This is a genomic window from Geomesophilobacter sediminis (assembly GCF_016458275.1).
In the GTDB taxonomy this organism is placed as follows: domain Bacteria; phylum Desulfobacterota; class Desulfuromonadia; order Geobacterales; family Geobacteraceae; genus Geomesophilobacter; species Geomesophilobacter sediminis.
The window spans coordinates 214,661-233,602 of record NZ_JAEMHM010000003.1; the positions used below are offsets into that span (position 1 = coordinate 214,661).

15 protein-coding genes are annotated in these 18,942 nt (G+C 61.5%); 6 read left to right on the forward strand and 9 right to left on the reverse strand.

Going from position 1 to position 18,942, the window contains the following annotated elements; translation table 11 throughout:
• Positions 1-118: 118 nt before the first annotated feature.
• The 3 genes from mctP to JFN93_RS04330 form a co-directional block, all read right to left on the reverse strand.
• On the reverse strand, positions 119-1,753 hold the full coding sequence (mctP, locus tag JFN93_RS04320) for a monocarboxylate uptake permease MctP (protein WP_199382767.1): 1,635 nt from the start codon (positions 1,751-1,753) through the stop codon (positions 119-121).
• Positions 1,754-1,759: 6 nt separating this feature from the next.
• A complete protein-coding gene (locus tag JFN93_RS26185) occupies positions 1,760-2,026 on the reverse strand; it encodes a DUF3311 domain-containing protein (protein ID WP_456237427.1) in 267 nt (88 codons plus the stop codon).
• 234 nt (positions 2,027-2,260) lie between these two features.
• A complete protein-coding gene (locus JFN93_RS04330) occupies positions 2,261-3,193 on the reverse strand; it encodes a YeiH family protein (RefSeq protein ID WP_199382769.1) in 933 nt (310 codons plus the stop codon).
• A 103-nt stretch (positions 3,194-3,296) separates the two neighbouring features.
• On the opposite strand from JFN93_RS04330, the gene JFN93_RS04335 reads away from it, so the two are divergent.
• From JFN93_RS04335 to JFN93_RS04355, 5 genes are all read left to right on the forward strand, one after another.
• Complete coding sequence (locus JFN93_RS04335; protein ID WP_199382770.1) at positions 3,297-4,181, forward strand: LysR substrate-binding domain-containing protein; 885 nt, start codon at positions 3,297-3,299, stop codon at positions 4,179-4,181.
• 486 nt (positions 4,182-4,667) lie between these two features.
• Positions 4,668-5,366 (forward strand): ArsR/SmtB family transcription factor, encoded by a 699-nt coding sequence (locus tag JFN93_RS04340; protein ID WP_199382771.1) that lies wholly within the window; start codon positions 4,668-4,670, stop codon positions 5,364-5,366.
• Positions 5,363-5,884 carry a peroxiredoxin family protein gene (locus tag JFN93_RS04345; protein ID WP_199382772.1) on the forward strand — a complete coding sequence of 174 codons (522 nt, stop codon included), beginning with the start codon at positions 5,363-5,365 and terminating at the stop codon, positions 5,882-5,884. Before JFN93_RS04340 ends, JFN93_RS04345 begins: the two co-directional genes overlap by 4 nt.
• Position 5,885: 1 nt before the next feature.
• Positions 5,886-6,599: a cytochrome c biogenesis CcdA family protein gene (locus tag JFN93_RS04350; RefSeq protein WP_199382773.1), complete on the forward strand. Its 714-nt coding sequence runs from the start codon at positions 5,886-5,888 to the stop codon at positions 6,597-6,599.
• 161 nt (positions 6,600-6,760) lie between these two features.
• A complete protein-coding gene (locus JFN93_RS04355) occupies positions 6,761-8,632 on the forward strand; it encodes a cytochrome c3 family protein (RefSeq protein WP_199382774.1) in 1,872 nt (623 codons plus the stop codon).
• Between the two features lie 102 nt (positions 8,633-8,734).
• Here JFN93_RS04355 and nrfD read toward each other — a convergent pair whose 3' ends face one another.
• Genes nrfD through fdh form a run of 3 tightly spaced genes read right to left on the reverse strand, consistent with a single transcriptional unit; the run spans position 8,735 to position 13,825 of the window.
• Positions 8,735-9,727: an NrfD/PsrC family molybdoenzyme membrane anchor subunit gene (gene nrfD, locus JFN93_RS04360; RefSeq protein ID WP_199382775.1), complete on the reverse strand. Its 993-nt coding sequence runs from the start codon at positions 9,725-9,727 to the stop codon at positions 8,735-8,737.
• 38 nt (positions 9,728-9,765) lie between these two features.
• Positions 9,766-10,554: a 4Fe-4S dicluster domain-containing protein gene (locus JFN93_RS04365; RefSeq protein WP_199382776.1), complete on the reverse strand. Its 789-nt coding sequence runs from the start codon at positions 10,552-10,554 to the stop codon at positions 9,766-9,768.
• Between the two features lies 1 nt (position 10,555).
• Positions 10,556-13,825, reverse strand: coding sequence for a formate dehydrogenase (gene fdh / locus JFN93_RS04370; RefSeq protein ID WP_215907680.1), 3,270 nt, complete (start codon positions 13,823-13,825; stop codon positions 10,556-10,558).
• A gap of 297 nt (positions 13,826-14,122) precedes the next feature.
• Between fdh and JFN93_RS04380 the strand changes: the two genes are divergently transcribed.
• Positions 14,123-15,958: a glycoside hydrolase family 15 protein gene (locus tag JFN93_RS04380; RefSeq protein WP_199382778.1), complete on the forward strand. Its 1,836-nt coding sequence runs from the start codon at positions 14,123-14,125 to the stop codon at positions 15,956-15,958.
• 243 nt (positions 15,959-16,201) lie between these two features.
• On the opposite strand, the gene JFN93_RS04385 is transcribed toward JFN93_RS04380, so the two are convergent.
• The 3 genes from JFN93_RS04385 to JFN93_RS04395 form a co-directional block, all read right to left on the reverse strand.
• Positions 16,202-16,534, reverse strand: coding sequence for a c-type cytochrome (locus JFN93_RS04385; RefSeq protein ID WP_199382779.1), 333 nt, complete (start codon positions 16,532-16,534; stop codon positions 16,202-16,204).
• 114 nt (positions 16,535-16,648) lie between these two features.
• Positions 16,649-17,950 (reverse strand): phenylacetate--CoA ligase family protein, encoded by a 1,302-nt coding sequence (locus JFN93_RS04390; protein ID WP_199382780.1) that lies wholly within the window; start codon positions 17,948-17,950, stop codon positions 16,649-16,651.
• 98 nt (positions 17,951-18,048) lie between these two features.
• Positions 18,049-18,792: an ABC transporter ATP-binding protein gene (locus JFN93_RS04395; RefSeq protein ID WP_199382781.1), complete on the reverse strand. Its 744-nt coding sequence runs from the start codon at positions 18,790-18,792 to the stop codon at positions 18,049-18,051.
• Between the last annotated feature and the right edge of the window lie 150 nt (positions 18,793-18,942).

Genomic DNA, 18,942 nt, shown 5'->3' on the forward strand with positions numbered 1-18,942 from the left:
AAAGCCCCGTCCGCCGGCATCGGCGGAGCGGGGCTTTTCTTTGGAGCTTCCGGGAATTGCCCGGAACCGGTAATGTCCCCGAGGCGCCGCTCGGGAACTCGCGTTCCCCCTATGCCCATCAACGAGCCTCCGGCCCCTTTCTCCGGTAAAGCGATCGGAGGCTGGGGATCGTTGCCCGGGGTGCCGCCTGCGTGAGTTCCCGTCCCCGCCCCGGACGTGACGACGACTCCTCCCCTTCATCCTCGTAATCGAGCGGTTTGGTCACGTCAGGAAGCCTTTTCATCCTCAAGGCATCGCAAACCGGTGTCAGCGCCACCGCGACCACGATGTTGATCACCAGGGCGAACACCCCGGCATAGGCGGGTAACGTGAAGGTCCCCAGGTGCAGGGAATAGACCGGCGACTTGAAACCGTTGGCCGCAACCATCGCCGTTCCCGAAATCATCCCGCCTAGCCACCCGGCAAGTAGGGCCCGGTGGTGGAACCACCGCGTAAAGAGCCCGAAGATGATCGCCGGAAAGGTGGTCAGAACCCAGATCCCACCCAAAAGCTGCAGCAGGATGGCATATTGGGTCGGCAGGAACACGATGAAGGCCAAGGCCCCGACCTTGACCAAAAGCGAGACGATCTTCGCCAGCTGCGCCTCCTGCTGAAGGGTGCAGGCGGGGTTGAGGTACTCACGGTAGACGTTGCGGGTAAAGGTGTTGGCCGCCGCGATCGACATGATGGCCGCCGGCACGAGTGCTCCGATGGCAATGGCGGCGAAGCAGAACCCGGCGAACCAGGATGGAAACACCTTTAGGAACAGTTGGGGGACCGCGTCGTTCGGAGTGGCCGGATGCACCCCGGCCGCCAGAGCCATCAGTCCCAGAAGGGCAATCATCCCGAGCAGAAAGGTATAGGCCGGCAGCAGGAAAGCATTGCGCCGGATCACCTTCCCGCTTGAGGAGCTGAGTATGCTGGTCACGGTATGGGGGTAGACGAAGGCAGCCAGGGCGGAACCGAAGGCAAGCGAGGCATAAGCGCCGAATCCGGCAGGAGGCAGGATAAGGTAGCCCGGCGGCTTCTTGGCGGCCAAGGCGACGCCGGCGGACCGGAACACCTCACCGTAACCCCCCAGCGCGAGGGGAATGGTCGTCACCGCAACGAGCACCATCAGGTAGATCATGATGTCTTTTACGAAGGCGATCAAAGCCGGTGCCCGCAGCCCGCTGGTGTAGGTGTAAATCGCCAGGATCGCGAAAGCAAGCACCAGCGGCAGATCCTGAAGCCACCCGGCCCCCGCGATGCCCATGGCGCGGATCACCACCTGGATGCCGACCAATTGCAAGGCGATGTACGGCATGGTGGCGAGCATGCCGGTGACGGCCACCGCCAGGGCAAGAGCGCCGGAGCCGTAACGCCCCTTCACGAAGTCGGCGGGGGTGACGAAGCGGTGCCGGTTCGCGACCGCCCAGAGCCGTGGCATGGTCAGAAACACGAAGGGGTAGACGATGACGGTATAGGGCAGGGCAAAAAAGCCGGCGGCACCGACCCCGAAGACCAGCGCGGGAACGGCGATCACGGTGTAGGCGGTGTAAAAGTCGCCGCCGACCAGAAACCAGGTGATGAAGGTTCCGAAGCGCCGCCCGGCCAGGCCCCATTCCTCGAGGAGGTTAAGGTCCCCCCGCCGCCAGTGCGCTGCGGCAAATCCCATCACGGTCACCGCCAGAAAGAAAAAGGTAAATACGGTTAGTGCGGACCAGTTGACCATGTTACGTCACCTCCCGCGTTTCATCAGGTAATAAGCCAAACCGGTAGACAAGGCACTGAGAGGGACCCACAGGAACTGGTACCAGTAGAAGAACGGGAAACTGAAGAGTGTTGGTTCGTAACGGGAATAAAGCGGGGGGTAAAGCAGGGCGAGGTACGGCAGAACCAGCAGCAGGTACCATGAAACGGGTGGGCGTGGTAATCTCGGGCCTTGGTCGACTTCGCGCCCGACAGAATTTCGATGAGGGTTCGCGTGCTTCATGTGAGCAAGCATCCCGGGGACACCCCCTTTCTTTGCGCGCCCTCCTCATTAATGGCATCACCACACCACCATCTTACTCTCTTCTCTTTTTTTCCGGAACTTACTTAGGTGGTACCTCCTGTGGGAGCGCCTTTCCAGGCGCGAAACCCCGTCTCGTTGCCGCCTTCGGCGGATCGCGCCAGGAATGGCGCTCCCACATAATTTAATTTCCGCAGGTACTAGAATTATTTTCCTGTTAAAAGGGCATCACCGGATCCCGATCAGAAGCAGCGCGGTGAGGGTGACGCAGCTGACCAGAAACCAGAGGGCCACCCCCTGGAGGAGCGGACGGAGGCCCACCTTTTTCAACAGATCCCGGGACAAGCCGGCGCCGATCAAGAAAAGGCAGACGACCAGGGCCTGCCGGGCGACACTCGCCGCGCCTTCATAAACCTGGTGGAACTGGGGAAGCACGGTGCGGATGGTCGCGGCAACGAGAAAACCGACGATAAAAAGGGGTACCCCGACCCTATGGTTGGAGCGCTTGATTGCTCCGGCCGCGATGACAACCGGGGTGATCCAGATGGCTCGGGAAAGCTTCACCGTGGTCCCTACGGCAAGGGCCTGCTTGCCGTAGGCGGCGGCTGCGCCGACGACGCTGCTCGTGTCATGGATGGCCAGACCCGCCCAGGTACCGAAGATGTTTTCGTTCAAATGCATCCAGTGCCCGAGAGCCGGGAACAAGAGGAGCGCGACCGAATTCAAGAGAAACACCGTCGCCAGGGACACGGCAATCTCGTGATCTTTGGCCTTGAGTACCGGGGCCATCGCTGCGATGGCGCTCCCCCCGCAGATCGCGGTGCCAAAGGAGATCAGGGCGGAGGTGTTGCCGTCTACCTTGAGGAGCCTCCCCAACACATAGCCGAGGGTAAGCGTGATCCCGATGCCAATGACGGTGAAGTACACCGTGGCGCCCCCCGCCTGGGCCACCTCCCCCAGGCTCAGGCCAAAGCCGAGGCCGACCACCGAAACCTGCAGCAACATCTTGCTCCAACGCCCGGAGACGTGATGCCAGGGGTTGCCGAGAATGAGGCTGAAAAGCACCCCGGTCACCAAGGCCATGGCGGTGCTTACCTCAGGGCTAGCGGCGGCGACGAGGCAGGCAACGAACAACATCTTTTTGAGGTTTTCTCCGTTCATGTTCCCTCCATAGCAATTATGGTTGCCATATATACAGCTTCCCGCGTATAAACAAAAATCCGAAATATTCATCTTTTTGATCATATTTACTGATGAGGCTGCTATGGCAATCACCCTGAGACAGTTGGCGGTGTTCCGCACCGTTGCCGAGACCGGCCACGCCACCCGGGCCAGCGAAACGATTGGCATCACCCAGTCGGCGGTAAGCATGGCCATCGCCGAACTGGAACGACTGGCAGGCGCCCCGCTTTTCGAGCGCAAAGGAAGAAAGCTCCTGCTGAACGACCGGGGCCGTCACATCCTCCCCGACGTGATCGATGTCCTGGAAAAGGTATCCCGGATCGAAAGGTACCTGGACGAATCGCTGGAAGAGCCGGTCGGGGTGCTCAAGGTCGGGGCGAGCACCACGATAGGCAATTACCTGCTGCCGCTTCTGGTCGGCGCGTTCGAGCGTCGTTTTCCCCGGGCCAGGGCCCTTTTGGAGGTCGCCAATACCAAACAAATCGAGACGGCCGTGGAATCGGGGGAATATGACGTCGGCTTGGTGGAAGGCCCGCCGCACTCCCAGTCCCTGAAAGTCTCGGTCTGGCGCGAGGACGAGTTGGTGGTGATCGTCGGGAGGGAGCATCCGCTGGCGAAGCACCCGCGTACCGCTTCTGCCGCGGAACTTGAAGATCTGAAGTGGATCATGCGAGAGAGCGGGTCCGGCACCCGGGAAGTCTTCGAAAAAGCCATGCATGAAGCCGGGTTGCGCTATGACATCGGCATGGTGCTGGGGCACACGGAGGCGATCAAGAAGGCTGTCGAGGCGGGATTGGGCGTCGGCTGCCTGTCGCGACTCGCCGTTCAGCGGGAGATCCTGCAAGGTTGGCTCATCGAGGTTGCCACCCCGCTCAACCTGCAGCGAAACCTCTACATCCTCACCCAGGAAACCGGCTACACCTCGCGGCTGCTTTCGGCATACCTTGCACTGCTGGAAGGGGCTTGATTCAAAGGCGGCTTTTCTCTCGATGGCGGCAGTGATTCGCGACTGGAAAGGCGCTCCCACCGAGTTTGGTTCGGTACTGCCAAAGGCCTGAACACCTGCATATCACCCTCATTTGATTCCCCTGCGAAAGCATCAAATACTGGTGCATCCCCCTGTAGGAGCGACATTCCTGCCGCGATCCTAACCTCCATAAAAAAGCACGGTAGCGCCAACCCTGTGGGAGCGCCTTTCCAGGCGCGATTAGCGGCATTGGAAGTTACCGCCTGCGGCGGATCGCGCCAGGAATGGCGCTCCCACAAGAAAGGCCGCTTCCGTCCGTTATGTAACAATGTCGCTCCTGCACCTGGGTGGCCGGCCCGTCCATTGACTTCAAAAATCCGTTGACATTCAAATAATCATTTGATTATATGGTAGCCGCGATGGCGATGACTTGCCTCGTCGGGCTCCGGCCCAGCTGTTTACCTAACCGGTGCAAAGAGGTATTTCGTGGACTTGGAAAACATCCCCCCCCTGCTCTATCAGCAGTTTGCCCGCGTCGGCCAGGCACTGGCCAGCCAGCAGCGGGTTCGCATTCTCAACCTGCTCTGCCAAAGGGACCGGACCGTTGATGATCTGGCCGAGGAGCTGGGCCAGAGTTCGGCCAACACCAGCGCCCACCTCAAGATCCTTCGCGAGGCGCACCTGATCGACATCCGCCGCGAGGGACGCAACGCCTTCTGCTCCCTGGGGAGTGGTCCGGCGATCCGCCTGTGGATGGCGCTGCGCGACTTCGCGCTGGAGGAGGATCCGGTAGCCCGTGAACTCATGCGCGCATACGAGCGGGACGTCGTCTCGGTGGGGCAGATCCTCGGTGAGGACGCTCTGGAAATGGTCCGCAACGGCGATGCCATCCTGGTGGATCTCCGCCCGCCCAGGGAATTTGAGGCGGGCCATCTGCCGATGGCACAGAGCATTCCGGTTGAGGAACTGGCGACGCACCTGAAGGAGCTGCCCAAAGACAAGACGGTATTTATTTACCGCCGGAGCCCCTTCTGCGTCGGTACGGTCAAAGCGGCGAAGATATTGAAGGAAGCGGGATTCGATACGCGGCGGCTGCGGGACGGCGTTGCCGAATGGCGGGCCGCGGGAAGAGCGCTGGAACAGGAATCCGAGGCGGTCGGCACCAAGAAAGGAAAAGCGGCATGAAATACTGGAAAATCACCCTCCAACTCGTGGTTCTTCTCGCCATCGGTCTCTACCTTTTCCCGTTGCTGCGGGAGCGGGTCGCCTTTGCCGGCAACCGGCCGGCCACTCACCAGGCGGCGCCCAACTTCACCCTCAGCGGCCTTACCGGGAACCGGGTCGACCTCGGCGATTACCGCGGCAAGGTCGTCCTGGTCAATTTCTTCGCCAGTTGGTGTCCCCCCTGCCGCATGGAAATACCCGGGTTCCAAAGGACGTTCGCTGCCTATCAGCGGCAGGGGTTTACCGTCATCGGTCTCGCCCTGGACGATGTTCCCCCCGGCTTCGTCCAAAAGATGGGGATGACCTATCCGCTCGCCCTCGCCACCGACCACGTGATCGACGCCTACGGCAACGTCTCCAGCATCCCTGTTTCGTTTTTGGTCGGGAAAGACGGCAGAATCATCAAGAAGGTTATGGGGTTGTACTCGGAAACGAGTCTGAGAAACGACGTCGAACGGGCGTTAAGCGGCAGGATCTGACATGAAAGACGTTACCTTGTTCATGGCGTTTGCCGGAGGGATCCTCTCATTTTTCTCCCCGTGCGTGATTCCCCTGGTTCCTTCGTATCTCTCCTTTATCACCGGCATCTCCTTTGAGGAACTTACCGGGTCTGACAATCGGCGCCAGGTACTGGCCGCCACCCTCAAAAACTCACTGCTTTTCGTGGCCGGATTCTCGGTGGTATTCATCCTGCTGGGCGCTTCATCGAGCTTTCTGGGCAGCCTCCTTTCCGATTACCAGGATGTGCTGAGAAAGATCGGCGGGGTGCTTATCGCCGTCATGGGCCTTTATATTGCCGGAGTTTTCAACTTCGGTTTCCTCTCCCTGGAGAAAAGGGTGCATCTGCGCAACAAGCCGGCCGGCCTGCTGGGATCCTTCCTGGTCGGAACCGCCTTCGCCGCCGGCTGGACCCCGTGCATCGGTCCGGTCCTTGGCTCCATCCTCGTTTATGCCAGTACCACCGACTCCGTCGGAACCGGGATCACCCTCCTTTCGGCCTATGCCTTCGGGCTGGCCCTCCCTTTCCTGATAACTTCCCTTGCCATCAACAGCGCCCTGGGATTCTTCCGTAAGATGCACCGGTTCATGAGGCTCGCCTCGGTCACCAGCGGAGTCGTACTCACCGCCGCGGGAGTGATGCTCTGTACCGGTACCCTGGGCCTGATGACCAGATACCTCCAGGCTGCCCTCTAAACGCAGAGGGGGACAAAACGCAGAGGGGGACAGGCACCATTTAATGTGCACCATAAAGGTCCTCGCACATTAATTGGTGCCTGTCCCCTTAGGACCTTTAGGAGAACTTTCGAAAAAAGCGGGCACCGGCCTGTCTTTTACACGATGCAAAAGGAGTACACATGAAGCGGCTCGTCTTGTTGGTGATCCTGGCTACCTCTTCCGCGGCCTGGGGATACGACGCGAAGTCACAGTGCGTGATCTGCCACGGTGACCAAAGCAAGATGAAGGCGCTGGGCGCCGAATCGATGTACCTGGACCCGGCCCAGGTCGACCGGGAAACGCACATGGAAGGCGCCACCTGCGTCGATTGCCACCTGGGGGACGGCTCGCAGTCTATCAAGGAGGGGTCGCACCGGGGGATGCTCCGTCCTTTCGTGGTCGCGGTCGGCCCCAAGGTAAAGGGGGAGGCACTTTCCCGGGAGTCGGCCGGTGCGCTGCAGCCGATCCTCCCGCGGGGGGCCGGGATGGATCGGATGATTCCCAAGGGTGATCCGGAAAAGCTGAAGGCGGTCGGCGCCAAGACGATCGTCGGTATCGAGTGGCACGACCGGGATCCCGAAACCCTGGCTTACTCGCCCAAGATCGCCGAGCAGACCTGCGGGCGCTGCCATGAAAAAGAGGTGAAGGATTACAACAGCTCAGACAAGGGGCTCATGAAACACCAGCGCGCCTTCCGCTCCTGGTCGGAAATGCTCCCCGGCCCCCAGAACTGCGGCATGTGGTTTGGGCAGAATTACGAAAACCTGAAGGGGCAGACCGCGGTCACCTACCGCGCCGACCAGAACGCCGCCTCGGACCGCAGTTGCAACATGTGCCACCCCGGCTGTAACGACTGCCACTATCGCCCCTTCGCCGGGAAAGGGCGCCACTCCTACGGAAAACCCGACACCGCCAGTTGTTACGGCGGAGGGAGGGCCAGCACCTGCCACGCCGGGCCGATGGACCGCCGCCGCGGCGCGGGCTTTGTCCGGGGCGACTACTCGTTCCCCAATTCGCTCCCGCAGGGCGCCCACGTCAAGGCAGGGGTGCAGTGCCTGGACTGCCACAAGCCGGTCAATCACAACTTCGGCCATCTCGCCGCCGACGACGCGCGGTCGGCCTGCGCCACCTGTCATGGCGACATCGTGCAGGCGGTCAAAAGCTCCGCCCACGCAAACGTCGACTGCGCCGCCTGCCACGTAACCGTGTCCGGCGCCTACCAGTACACCTTCTGGGGCAACGGCAACACCTTGGGGGTGGAAACCCCGTATGCCAAGCACAAGGAGTACTACGGGACCCGGAACCTGCCGACACTGATCCGTGACGCGGTCGGCCGCTGGATCGGGGTCAAGCCCTACCCGATGGCGGTTATGAACCAGACCCGGGAGCTTGGTCCCACCGGCCTGCTCTTCCGGTCCATTCCCAAAAGGTCGATTCCCGGCAACGTCAGGATCGGCGAGCCCCCGGCGATTGAGGTTTCCCGTACCGTCACTGACGTGAACGACGCCTTCATCGTGATCGGCACCCGGAGCGACCTTCCGTCGGGTAACAAGGCGATCCTGTGGGTTCAGATGGACAAGCTGAGCCATGCCCTAGGCAAAGCCCGCGGCTGTGCCACCTGCCACGAATCTCATGCCCAGGTGGGCAAATCGGAGTGGACCTACTTCGAAGGAAAGGACGTCACCAAGCCGTTCAAGGGAAGCTACACGGTGACCGCGGATCGGGACGGGATTCGGTTCAGCGAGGTCAAGTGGGAGGTTCCGGCGCTGGCTGCCAACCGGAAGATAGAGGACCTGGCACCCTTTGCGGTGCTGCCCCGGGATGCGTGGGATGTAAAGGGAATAGACTTCTCGATTCCGTTTGATGAGAAGAAGACCGGGCAGGCGCGGAGCGACCTGGACCGGTTCCTCGCCGGGCTGGAAAAGCTGCCGCCATCGGCTGAGGTCAGCAAGATCAGGGCCATTGCCTACCACAACCTGGCGGTGGCGAAAAAGATGACGGAGAACAAATAGCAGAAACGGCCATGTCACCATCAAAGGGGGGCATGGCCGTTTTCAGGAAAGCAGCAGGTCGTTAAGAGGTTGTTTTTTTTCAATCTTCAGTTAACCCCATCCTCACCTGCGGCTTCGCTGCTCGATGATCACCGCCTGGGGGTCGCGGGCGGCCTGCCTGCCGGCCTCGAGAAGCGCATAGCGCAGGCAAATCGCGCCTGCCGTGGTCAGGGTCCCCCCCAGCCGGCGCTTCCAGCGCGCCTTGAAGGGCAACAGGCTCAACACGGTCCCGGCCACGACCAGCGCCTTCGCGCTTTTCCAGAGCAGCCCCGACGTCCCCTCCTCAAAGGCCTTGGCGGCAACCGGGTTTCGCCCCGCCTCGCGCTCCATGATCTCCATGCTCGCCGTCTCGGCAATCTTCCCGATCACCCCGAAACGGTCCGCCACCTGCTCCTCGCATCGGTTCAGCGGCAGAAATTCCAGAAGTCCGGCCGTGCTGGCCATGGATGAGGCGGTAAAGAGCACCGGGAGGCTCCGCCGCGCGCCGTGCCACAAAGGGTTGGCGGTGTTGCCGAGCAGCACCCCCGTGTAGCCGGCCAGCATCAGCCCGCCTCCGGCCAGGGCCCAGCGGACCGCTGCCCCTTCTTCACGGTCTCCCTGCAAAAGCGCCAGCGTAGCGAGCCCTCCGGAGCCGGCCAGCGCCCAGGACCCAATGCTCATCGGCGAGGTCGGCCGGAATACCCGCAGCATGTTGTAGAAACGCTGCTTTTTCCCGAGGTCCCAAGTGAGCAGACCGGGGCCGATGGTGGTCCCGACGAAGGCGAGGATCCGGCAGATAAAGGCAAGGGTGCGCAGCGATCGTTTGCCGTGAAGCACTGCCGCCAGCACCGCTCCCCCTCCCGCAAGCCCTCCCACGTAGAAATACGTCGGCACCGACCAGATCCACACCGGTTGCTTCAACAAGGGGAGTCGATAATAGTCCGGGATCGGCTGTACCGACAGCGACGGAACCGTCGACCAGACCGGCACCGGCGTGGTGGTCGTACCCTTCGGTTCCGGATGTTTGACCTTCTGCTCCGCGGCTTCGCCGGTCAACACAGCGAAATCTGGATTCATCTCCCTTCCCAACGTCGGATCATGGCTCCATGGCAGGTTCATTTCTCCCCTCCCCGTCGCACCGCGACCATTCCCGCAGCCACCATCCCGGCCGCCGCCAGTGCCATGCATCCCCAGGAAACGGCGCAGCTCTTGGTGGGAACCGCCGGGTCCGGCGGCAGGTTGTACACCTCGGGCCGATCCAGAAGCAGGAAAAAGGCGTGCAGCCCCTCGGTTCCCGGCTGGTCTTCCTCTTTCATTCCATACAGATACGCCTCGGTGACTCCCTTTCGGTGCAGCTCGGCAAGGCGCAGTTCGGCATGCCGTTTCAGCTCCTCCACCGGGCCGAAGAGGATGGAATCGGTGGGGCAGGCCTTGGCGCAGGCCGGCTCCATCCCGTCGCGCTGCCGATCGTAGCAGAGGGTGCATTTCCAGGCCCGGCCGTCGTCCTGGCGGCGGTTGATCACCCCGAAGGGGCACGCTACCACGCAATAGCCGCAGCCGTTGCATACGTCGGGCTGGACGTAGACGCTTTCGAACTCGGTGCGGATGATTGCCCCGGTGGGACAGGCCTCCAGGCAGCCGGCGCGCCGGCAGTGCTTGCATACGTCGGACATGAAGAGCCAGGAGAAGGGATGCGCGGTGGTCCGGCCGGAAAGCGGCACGCTCCGTTCCACAAAGGCAACGTGGCGCCAGGTGGTGGCTTCCAGGTGAATGGTGTTGTCGTAGGAGCGTCCGCTGAAGAAATCGCCGTCGGCAGGGAGCTGGTTCCACTGCTTGCAGGCGACCTCGCACGCCTTGCACCCGATGCATACGGTGGTGTCGGTGAAAAATCCGGTTGCCGTCATCTCAACCCTCCTCGGTGAGCTCCTTCTTGCCGGTGCGCAGGCCGTGGTGGCCGATCGGTTTCCCCTGGACCGCTTCCAGGTCGCGCGGCGGATCCTCGAATCCGGACGGTTCGGTGAGCGGTGCGGCGGCGGCCGCCCTTGGCCCGGGGGGCCGACGGCCGGCGACGACATTTACCGAAAAGGCCTTGGATTCTTCGATACTGACGTTGGGATCAGCGACGAAAGCGGTGAGCTCGTTGGCCGCGTCCCCGGTGGAGCGCCCGATCCAGCTCCAGTGGTACGGAATGCCGACCTGGTGCAGTACCTCATCCTGGATGTTAAGCGGACGCAGCCGCTCGGTCACCAGCACCCGCGCCTCGATTTCGCCGCGGATGGTGCTGACCGTGGCCCAGCCGCCGTTTTCCAGCCCGCGAAGTTCCGCAAGTTCCGGAGAAACCTCTATGAACATCTCGGGCTGCAGCTCGTTAAGCCAGGGGAGCCAGCGGCTCATGCCGCCTGCGGTATGGTGCTCGGTGAGCCGGTAGGTGGTGGCGACGAACGGATAATGAGGATCGCCCCAGGCCTTGTGATAGGGATTGTCGCGCCGGATCCATTCCAGCCGGGCCGGATTGCATTGCTGTCCGTAAAGGGGGTTTTTCAATACCGATTCCTGCGGCTCGTAATGGGTCGGGAGGGGCCCGTCCAGAAGCCCGCTCGGGTCGTACAGCCATCCCTTTCCTTCGGCCTGCATGATGAAGGGGTCGATCCCGGAAAGGGTGGCGATCCCTTCGGCCCCTTCCGGCGGCCGGTAATCGGGGGGACGGGTGGCGATGAAGTCCGGGGTGTCGAAACCGGTCCATTTCTTTTGCGCCGCATCCCACCAGACATATTTCTTTCGTTCCGACCACGGATTCCCGTCGGGATCGGCCGAGGCGCGGTTATAGAGAAGGCGCCGGTTGGCCGGCCAGGCCCAGCCCCACTGAAGGGCGACCCAGTCCTGTTCGCTGCCGGGCTTGCGCCGCGCGGTCTGGTTGACCCCGTCCTTGCGACAGCCGCAGTAGATCCAGCAGCCGCAGGCGGTGCTCCCGTCGTCCTTTACCTCGGTGTAGGCCGATAGCGGGTTGCGCTCCGGAAGCGTGTAACCGTTGATCTCGGCCAGCACCTCCTCGGCATCGGGCTCCTGCATTTCCCCGATCTCCCGGTAGTTCCACGCCAGGTCGAGGATCGGGCGGTCCTTGGCGGCGTCGGAATGCCGGTAGAGTTCCTTGAGGCGCTTGCCCAGATGATAGACGAAGTGGAGCTCGCTCCGGCAGTCCCCGGGGGGCTCGATTGCCTTATGGTGCCACTGGAGCAGGCGCTGCGTATTGGTGAACGACCCGTCTTTTTCGGTGTGGGCCGAGCACGGGAAGAAAAAGACCTCGGTACCGATCTGCTCCGGAGTGACCTCCCCGCGCACCACCTCCGGCGCGCTGCGCCAGAATTCCGCGGTCTCGGTGGGGGCGAAATCCCGTACCACCAGCCAGTCCAGCCCGCGCAGCCCCTTGCGCTGCAGGGCAGCATTCATCGATCCTACCGCCGGGTTTTCCCCCATGACGAAATACCCCTTCACCATCCGGTCCGCCATCGCCGCCACGGTCACCATGTGCGAATGGTCGCCGGTAATGTGCGGCAGGTAGCCGTAGCACCAGTCGTTGTCCGGACGGGCCGCCTCTCCGTACCAGGCTTTGAGCAGCGAAACGATGTACTTCGGAAACTCGCTCCACCAGCCGGTCGCCGACTTGTTGTACTCGACGTACTTGTTGAGGTCGGTATCGTAGGTGGCCTTAGGCATGGGGAGGTAACCGGGGAGCATGTTGTAGAGGGTCGGGATGTCGGTCGAGCCCTGGATGGAAGAGTGCCCTCTAAGCGCCATGATCCCGCCGCCGGGCCGGCCGATGTTGCCGAGCAGGAGTTGGATGATCGCCGCGGTTCGGATGTACTGGACCCCCACGGTATGCTGGGTCCAGCCGACCGCGTAACAAAAGGCGCTGGTCCGGTCCCGTCCCGAGTTCTCGCACAGGGCCTCGGCGACTTTCAGGAAAAGTTCCCGTGGCACCCCGCAGGTCTCCTCGACCATTTCCGGGGTGTAACGGGAATAGTGGCGCTTCACGATCTGGAAGACGCAGCGGGGATCGCTGAGGGTCGGATCGAGCTTTTCCGCGCTGAGCATGGCGCCGCGCTCGGAGCGGGGCTCGCCGGAAAACATCTCCCGGTGCCCGGCCGCCGGCGACACTTCGACCCCTTCGTACCCCCACGAGGAGGTATCGTACTGCCCTTTTTCGGCGTCCCAGCCGCTGAAGAGGCCGTCCAGGTCCTCGGTATCCTGGAATTTCTCGTTGATGATGGCCGGGGCGTTGGTGTAGTTGACCACGTATTCCCTGAACCAGCGGTCGTTGCTGATGATGTAGTTGACGATCGCGCCGAGAAAGGCGATGTCGGTCCCGGCGCGGATCGGGACGTGGAGGTCGGCGACCGCGCTGGTGCGGGTGAAGCGCGGATCGACGTGGATGATGGTCGCCCCGCGGCGTTTGGCCTCCATCACCCACTGGAAGCCGACCGGGTGGCACTCGGCCATGTTGGAGCCTTCGATGACGATGCAATCGCTGAACTGCAGATCCTGCTGAAAGGTGGTGGCCCCTCCCCTGCCGAACGAGATCCCCAGACCGGGGACCGTGGAGGAGTGTCATATTCGGGCCTGGTTTTCGATCTGGACCATCCCTAAAGAGGTAAACAGCTTCTTGATCAAGTAGTTCTCCTCGTTATCCAGGGTGGCACCGCCCAGATGCGCGATCCCCAGGGTGCGCCGCAGTGGATGACCTTTTCCCGTCTGATCCTCCCAGGTCGCATCGCGCGCTTTTTTCACCCGGACCGCGACCATGTCCATCGCGTCCTGCAGCGGGATCTCTTCCCACTTAGTCCCGTAAGGACGCCGGTACAGCACCTTCTGATGGCGGTGGGTACCGGTAACCAGCTGCATCGTGGCGCTCCCCTTGGGACAGAGGCAGCCGCGGGAGATCGGGGAGGCGTAGTCTCCCTCGATGTCCATGATCTTTTCGTCCTTGACGTACACCTCCTGGCCGCACCCTACCCCGCAGTAGGGGCAGACCGAAGGGACCACCCGATCCGCGTCGGAAAGACGCGATTTAAGGGAGGCGGTGCGCTTGGAAAAGGAGGCTTTTCCAAGGCCGGCTACGTCACCACTGGAGACTTGGCGCAGCGCTGGCCAGACTAACTTGTTCAGGTCGAATTTCATCGCTTCCCCCTCCGGCTGCCCGGTCCAGGGCAGGTCGTGGAAAATAAGGTTCAATGCATACCACAAATTGACCTTTGTTAAAGACAGCCAACCGAATCGATTCGGTCTCCCTGGCGTTTCACCACCACCTGCTTCAGCCTCAATTCCTGAAACAGCCGCCCCCGAGGCTCTCATTTGACAGCACAAGGCCCAGTCTTAAACTATGCCAATGTCCGCGACCTGGGGCGGAGCAAGCCTGTCTTGTTTGTTTCCCCCCCTCACCTGCTCAGGAAACCGTTCTCCGCACCGAGGCCCATCATGGATGAGGTATTCAGCAACCTGGAAGACTATGGCGTGATCGGCAACCAGGAGACCTGCGCCGTCATCGGTCGCAACGGCTCGGTCGATTGGCTCCCCCTCCCCTACCTGGATTCCCCCTCGGTATTCGCCGGCATTCTCGATCCGGACCGGGGCGGCACCTTCGGTATTGCGCCGGCACTCAAATTCCAGTCGGTGCAAAGGTATCTGCAAAACAGCAACGTCCTGGTGACCGATTTCACGACCGCAATGGGAGAGGCAAGCCTCACCGACTTCATGCCGCCTTTGGAGGCCGGGCTGGAACACCGGATGCTGCTGCGCAAGATCCACGGCAAAAGGCGCGACAGCACCTTTCGGGTCACCTTCCATCCTCGCTTTGACTATGGGCGAACTGAAGGGAAGGTCCGCCGTGAGGGCGCTGCCCTGGTGGCGCACAGCGGGCGGATCACGGTGAAGATTTTTGGCGGGGAATTGGATATTAAGGACGGTGCTGCCGCAGGAAAGCTCACCCTGCATGAGCATGAAACCGCGTGGGTGGTCCTGGTGTGGGGGGAAGGGGGGAACGCGCCGGAGCCGAGGGAGTGCGAACGGCTCCTGAAACGGACCGTACGCTTCTGGCAGTCCTGGAGCGAGGGGCATCAGCGCTCGGAATCGGTGCACCATGAACTATGTGTCGATCTCGCGGTGCGTTCCGGTTTGGCGCTGCGGCTGCTGGTGAATCCGGGAACGGGCGGGATAGCTGCGGCCGGCACCTTGGGGTTGCCCGAGTCGATCGGAGGTATCAGGAACTGGGATTACCGATTCGCCTGGATCCGCGATGCATCCTTCACGGCACAGGCCCTGTTCCATCTTGGCTATGCAGCCGACGCGGCTAAATACCGGCACTGGGTACTGGAAATTCTGCGCCGGGTCGAGAACCTGGAAGGGTTGCAGCCCTTTTACCCGCTGCATGCCGAGGCCCAGACGGAGGAGGGGCTGCTGGACGGCCTTTCCGGGTACCGGTTTTCGGCTCCGGTGCGGGTGGGAAACAAGGCCTCGCGGCAGACCCAGCTCGACATCTACGGAGAGTTGGTGAATACCGTTTTTGAAACCTGGCGGTTCGGCGGCGACGTGGAGCCGCAGGTCTGGAAAATGGTGCAGCGGATCTGCGAATTCGTTTTGCAGAACTGGGACAAGAAGGACCGCGGCATCTGGGAGATGCGGACCGACCCGCGCCATTACGTGCATTCCAAGCTGATGTGCTGGGTAGCCCTGGACCGCGCCTCCAGACTTGCCACCCAGCGGGAGTTGAAGGGACCGGTTGCGGAATGGCGGGCGGGGGCCGACAAGATCAAGCAGGCCATCCTGGATAAAGGGTTCAGCAAGCGGCTTAACAGCTTCGTGCAAGCCTTCGGTGGGGAGGACCTCGATGCCACCGCGCTGCTGGTGCCGATCCACCGGCTCCTGCCCCCGGACGATCCGCGGGTGCATTCGTCGATCGATGCGGTGATGGAGGGACTTTCGGCAGGAAACGGCCTCCTTTACCGCTACCGTGCCGATGACGGGTTGGCGGGCAAGGAAGGAGCTTTCATCCTCTGCTCTTTCTGGCTGGTGAGCGCGCTGTCGGTCTGCCGCAGGACCGAGGAAGCGGAACGGGTTTTCACCGAGATGCTGCAGCATGTAAGTCCGCTCGGACTTATGTCCGAGGAGGTGGACCCGCGCAACGGGCGGCTCATCGGGAACTTTCCGCAGGCGCTCAGCCACATCGGGTTGATCAATGCGGCGTTGCATCTGGGTATCGCCAAGGGACGAGGCTTCAACGGCCCGCCCCCGCAGTCGGAAGAAGAGATGACGTAGGTCGCGTTGAGGCACGAAACGCGACGGTCCACGGTTCAGGCAAACGTCGCTCTGTGGCCATCGGACCACCGTCGGCCCCTACCCGGTGGGAGCGCCTTTCCGGGCGCGAATGACCCGTTTCCTTACCGCCTGCGGCGGATCGCGCCAGGAATGGCGCTCCCACCGGAATAAAGTCCCCCAAAACAAAAAGCACCTGCGGGAGCGTATCCGGCAGGTGCTTTTTGTTTTGTTATGTCTGAAGGGTTACTTGAAGGTCTTCAGAATGTATTCCGCGATGGCATTGGCCTCGACCGTCGGAACGGATTTCTCGTCGAACTTGGTCATCCCCGGTCCGGGATTCCGCATCTTCGCCACGATGTCCTTGGCGGTGCGGATGCCATTGGCATTGAGAGCTTTCTTGTTCAGCGGCTTCTTGGCATTGACGATGTTGCCACCCTTGGGATGACAGGAAGCGCAGTGCTCCTGGAACTCGGTCGCACCGTTGATCTTCTGCCCTTTCTTCACGTCGCAATAGCCGTTGACACTGAGAGCGGAAATGGAGAGGAGAACCGCACCGAGAGTTACTGCCTTTTTCATGTAATTCCTCCTTGGGATGATTGACTGAAAAAATTGAAGTAGAAGGTTACTACAAAGTATTCAGTTGCCAACCTGCTGAGAGATTTTTTTTAAGACAGTGCGCGACGGCGGCAATCAGATCCGCCTCTTGTCGATGACCCGGGATGCCTTTCCTTCGGCGCGCGGGATGCTGTTCGGCTCGACCAGCTTCACCACCGCGCCGACCCCCAGGACCGAGTCCAGACGCCGCTCCACGGTGTCGAGGAAGGCCTTCTGCATCCTCATCTCGTCAAAGAAGATGTTTTCGGTTACCTCGATCTGCACCTCCAGCGTATCCATGGACCCCTTCCGGTCGACCACGAGCTGATAGTGCGGCTGGCACCCCTCGATCGCGATGAGCACATCCTCGATCTGCGAGGGATAGACATTGACCCCCTTGATGATGAGCATGTCGTCGGAGCGCCCCATGGTCTTGCGCATCCGCACGGTGGTCCGGCCGCATTGGCACGGGGTGTAGTCGAGGCAGGTGATGTCGCGGGTCCGATAGCGGACCATCGGGAAGGCCTCCTTGGTGAGGGAGGTCAGCACCAGTTCCCCGACGCTTCCCGGGGGGAGCGTTTCGCCGGTTTCCGGATCGATGATTTCGGCGATGAAGGCGTCTTCGGAGATGTGCATGCCGCTCTTCACCTGGCATTCGCCGGCCACACCCGGTCCGATGACTTCGGAGAGCCCGTAGTTGTCGGTGGCCGAAATGCAGAGCTTGCTCTCGATTTCCTTGCGCATCGCCTCGGACCACGGCTCGCCCCCGAAGAGACCGACCTTGAGCGACAGGGTCTTGGGATCGACCCCCATCTTTTCCATCCGCTCGGCGATGGTGATCGCGTAGCTCGGGGTGGAAACGAGCGCGGTGCTCCGGTAATCCTGCATGATCATGATCTGCTTTTCGGTGTTGCCGGCCCCCATCGGGATGACGGAGGCGCCGATCAGTTCGGAGCCGTAGTGCAGGCCGAAAGCGCCGGTGAACATGCCGTAGCCGAAAGCGATCTGGACGACGTCGTCGTGGGAGACGCCGGCGGCGGTCATGAAACGGGCGACCAGGCTGGACCAGACTTTGAGGTCGTGGCGGGTGTAACCGACGACGGTCGGCTTGCCGGTCGTACCGCTGGAGGAATGGATCCGGACCACCTCGCGCAGCGGAACGGCGAACATGCCGTAGGGGTAGTTGAGCCGGAGATCTTCCTTGGTGGTGAACGGAAGCTTGGAGAGGTCCGCCAGGGAGCGAACGTCCTCAGGGACGATGCCAAGCTCCTTGAACTTGTTCCTGTAGCAGGTGACGTTCTTGTAGACGCGGTTCAAAGTAGCCTGGAGTCTTTCGAGCTGAAGCTGCTCGATCTCCTCCCGCGGCATGCATTCATATTCCGGTTCCCAGATAGCCATCTAAAAAACCCCTTTTGCAGTGAGCGAAGAGCAATGAGCAATGAGCAATGAGCAGGAAACTAGAGACAGCTCTTTGCTTTTTGATCATTGCTCAATGCCTATTTTTCCCAGATTTCTTTCTTCTCGTGCCCAAGGTAGGCGCGTTGGACATCCTTGTTTTCCAAAAGTTCGGCGGCTTTTCCTTCGAGGACAACTTTTCCGGTCTCGAGCACATAGCCGCGATCGGCGATTTTCAGCGCAGCGCGGGCATTCTGCTCTACCAGCAGGATGGTGGTCCCCTCCTCGGCGCGCAGTTGCTGGATGACCCGGAAAATCTCCTGTACCACCAGCGGTGCCAGCCCCATGGAGGGCTCGTCGAGAAGCAACAGCCGCGGCCGCGCCATCAGGGCCCGCCCGATGGCGAGCATCTGCTGTTCGCCGCCGGAAAGGGTCCCGGCCGCCTGACGACGCCGTTCCTTCAGTCGGGGAAACAGCAGGTTCATCCGCTCCATGTCGGCCGCGATCTCGTTGCGCTTCCCACCGGCACGGTAGCGAAGATAGGCACCCAGTTCCAGGTTTTCCTCGACGGTCAGCGGATTGAAGACCTGGCGCCCTTCCGGCACCTGAGAAAGCCCGAGGGATACCACCTTGTCCGGCGCCAGGCCGAGGATCGGCTTTCCATCCAACTGGATGTCACCATCGGCGCCGGGGATGACGGACGACAGGGTGTTCAAAAGCGTCGTTTTGCCTGCGCCGTTGGCGCCGATGAGGGTGACGATTTCGCCCCGGTTCAGGTGCAGCGACACGTTCTTGAGCGCGTGCACCTTCCCGTAGTAAGCATTTAAATTTCGGATACGAAGCATGTAAATCCGTTTCTTTGAAGGCTACCCCTCTGAGAGGGGCTCAAATCAATATCTCCCCCCTTTAACAAAGGGGGGCTGGGGGGGGATTTGCTGTAAAGGTTCTTTTCTGCCTCTGGGAAGACAAAAACCTGAAAGGCAAATCCCCCTAAA

Excerpts from the sequence above, each read along its gene's own strand:
- JFN93_RS04335 (WP_199382770.1), top strand. The coding sequence starts at position 3,297 with ATGGCAATCACCCTGAGACAGTTGGCGGTGTTCCGCACCGTTGCCGAG.
- JFN93_RS04380 (WP_199382778.1), top strand. The coding sequence starts at position 14,123 with ATGGATGAGGTATTCAGCAACCTGGAAGACTATGGCGTGATCGGCAAC.
- JFN93_RS04350 (WP_199382773.1), top strand. The coding sequence starts at position 5,886 with ATGAAAGACGTTACCTTGTTCATGGCGTTTGCCGGAGGGATCCTCTCA.
- nrfD (WP_199382775.1), bottom strand. The coding sequence starts at position 9,727 with ATGAATCCAGATTTCGCTGTGTTGACCGGCGAAGCCGCGGAGCAGAAG.
- mctP (WP_199382767.1), bottom strand. The coding sequence starts at position 1,753 with ATGGTCAACTGGTCCGCACTAACCGTATTTACCTTTTTCTTTCTGGCG.
- JFN93_RS26185 (WP_456237427.1), bottom strand. The coding sequence starts at position 2,026 with ATGCTTGCTCACATGAAGCACGCGAACCCTCATCGAAATTCTGTCGGG.
- JFN93_RS04330 (WP_199382769.1), bottom strand. The coding sequence starts at position 3,193 with ATGAACGGAGAAAACCTCAAAAAGATGTTGTTCGTTGCCTGCCTCGTC.
- JFN93_RS04390 (WP_199382780.1), bottom strand. The coding sequence starts at position 17,950 with ATGGCTATCTGGGAACCGGAATATGAATGCATGCCGCGGGAGGAGATC.
- JFN93_RS04345 (WP_199382772.1), top strand. The coding sequence starts at position 5,363 with ATGAAATACTGGAAAATCACCCTCCAACTCGTGGTTCTTCTCGCCATC.
- JFN93_RS04355 (WP_199382774.1), top strand. The coding sequence starts at position 6,761 with ATGAAGCGGCTCGTCTTGTTGGTGATCCTGGCTACCTCTTCCGCGGCC.
- JFN93_RS04385 (WP_199382779.1), bottom strand. The coding sequence starts at position 16,534 with ATGAAAAAGGCAGTAACTCTCGGTGCGGTTCTCCTCTCCATTTCCGCT.
- JFN93_RS04365 (WP_199382776.1), bottom strand. The coding sequence starts at position 10,554 with ATGACGGCAACCGGATTTTTCACCGACACCACCGTATGCATCGGGTGC.
- JFN93_RS04395 (WP_199382781.1), bottom strand. The coding sequence starts at position 18,792 with ATGCTTCGTATCCGAAATTTAAATGCTTACTACGGGAAGGTGCACGCG.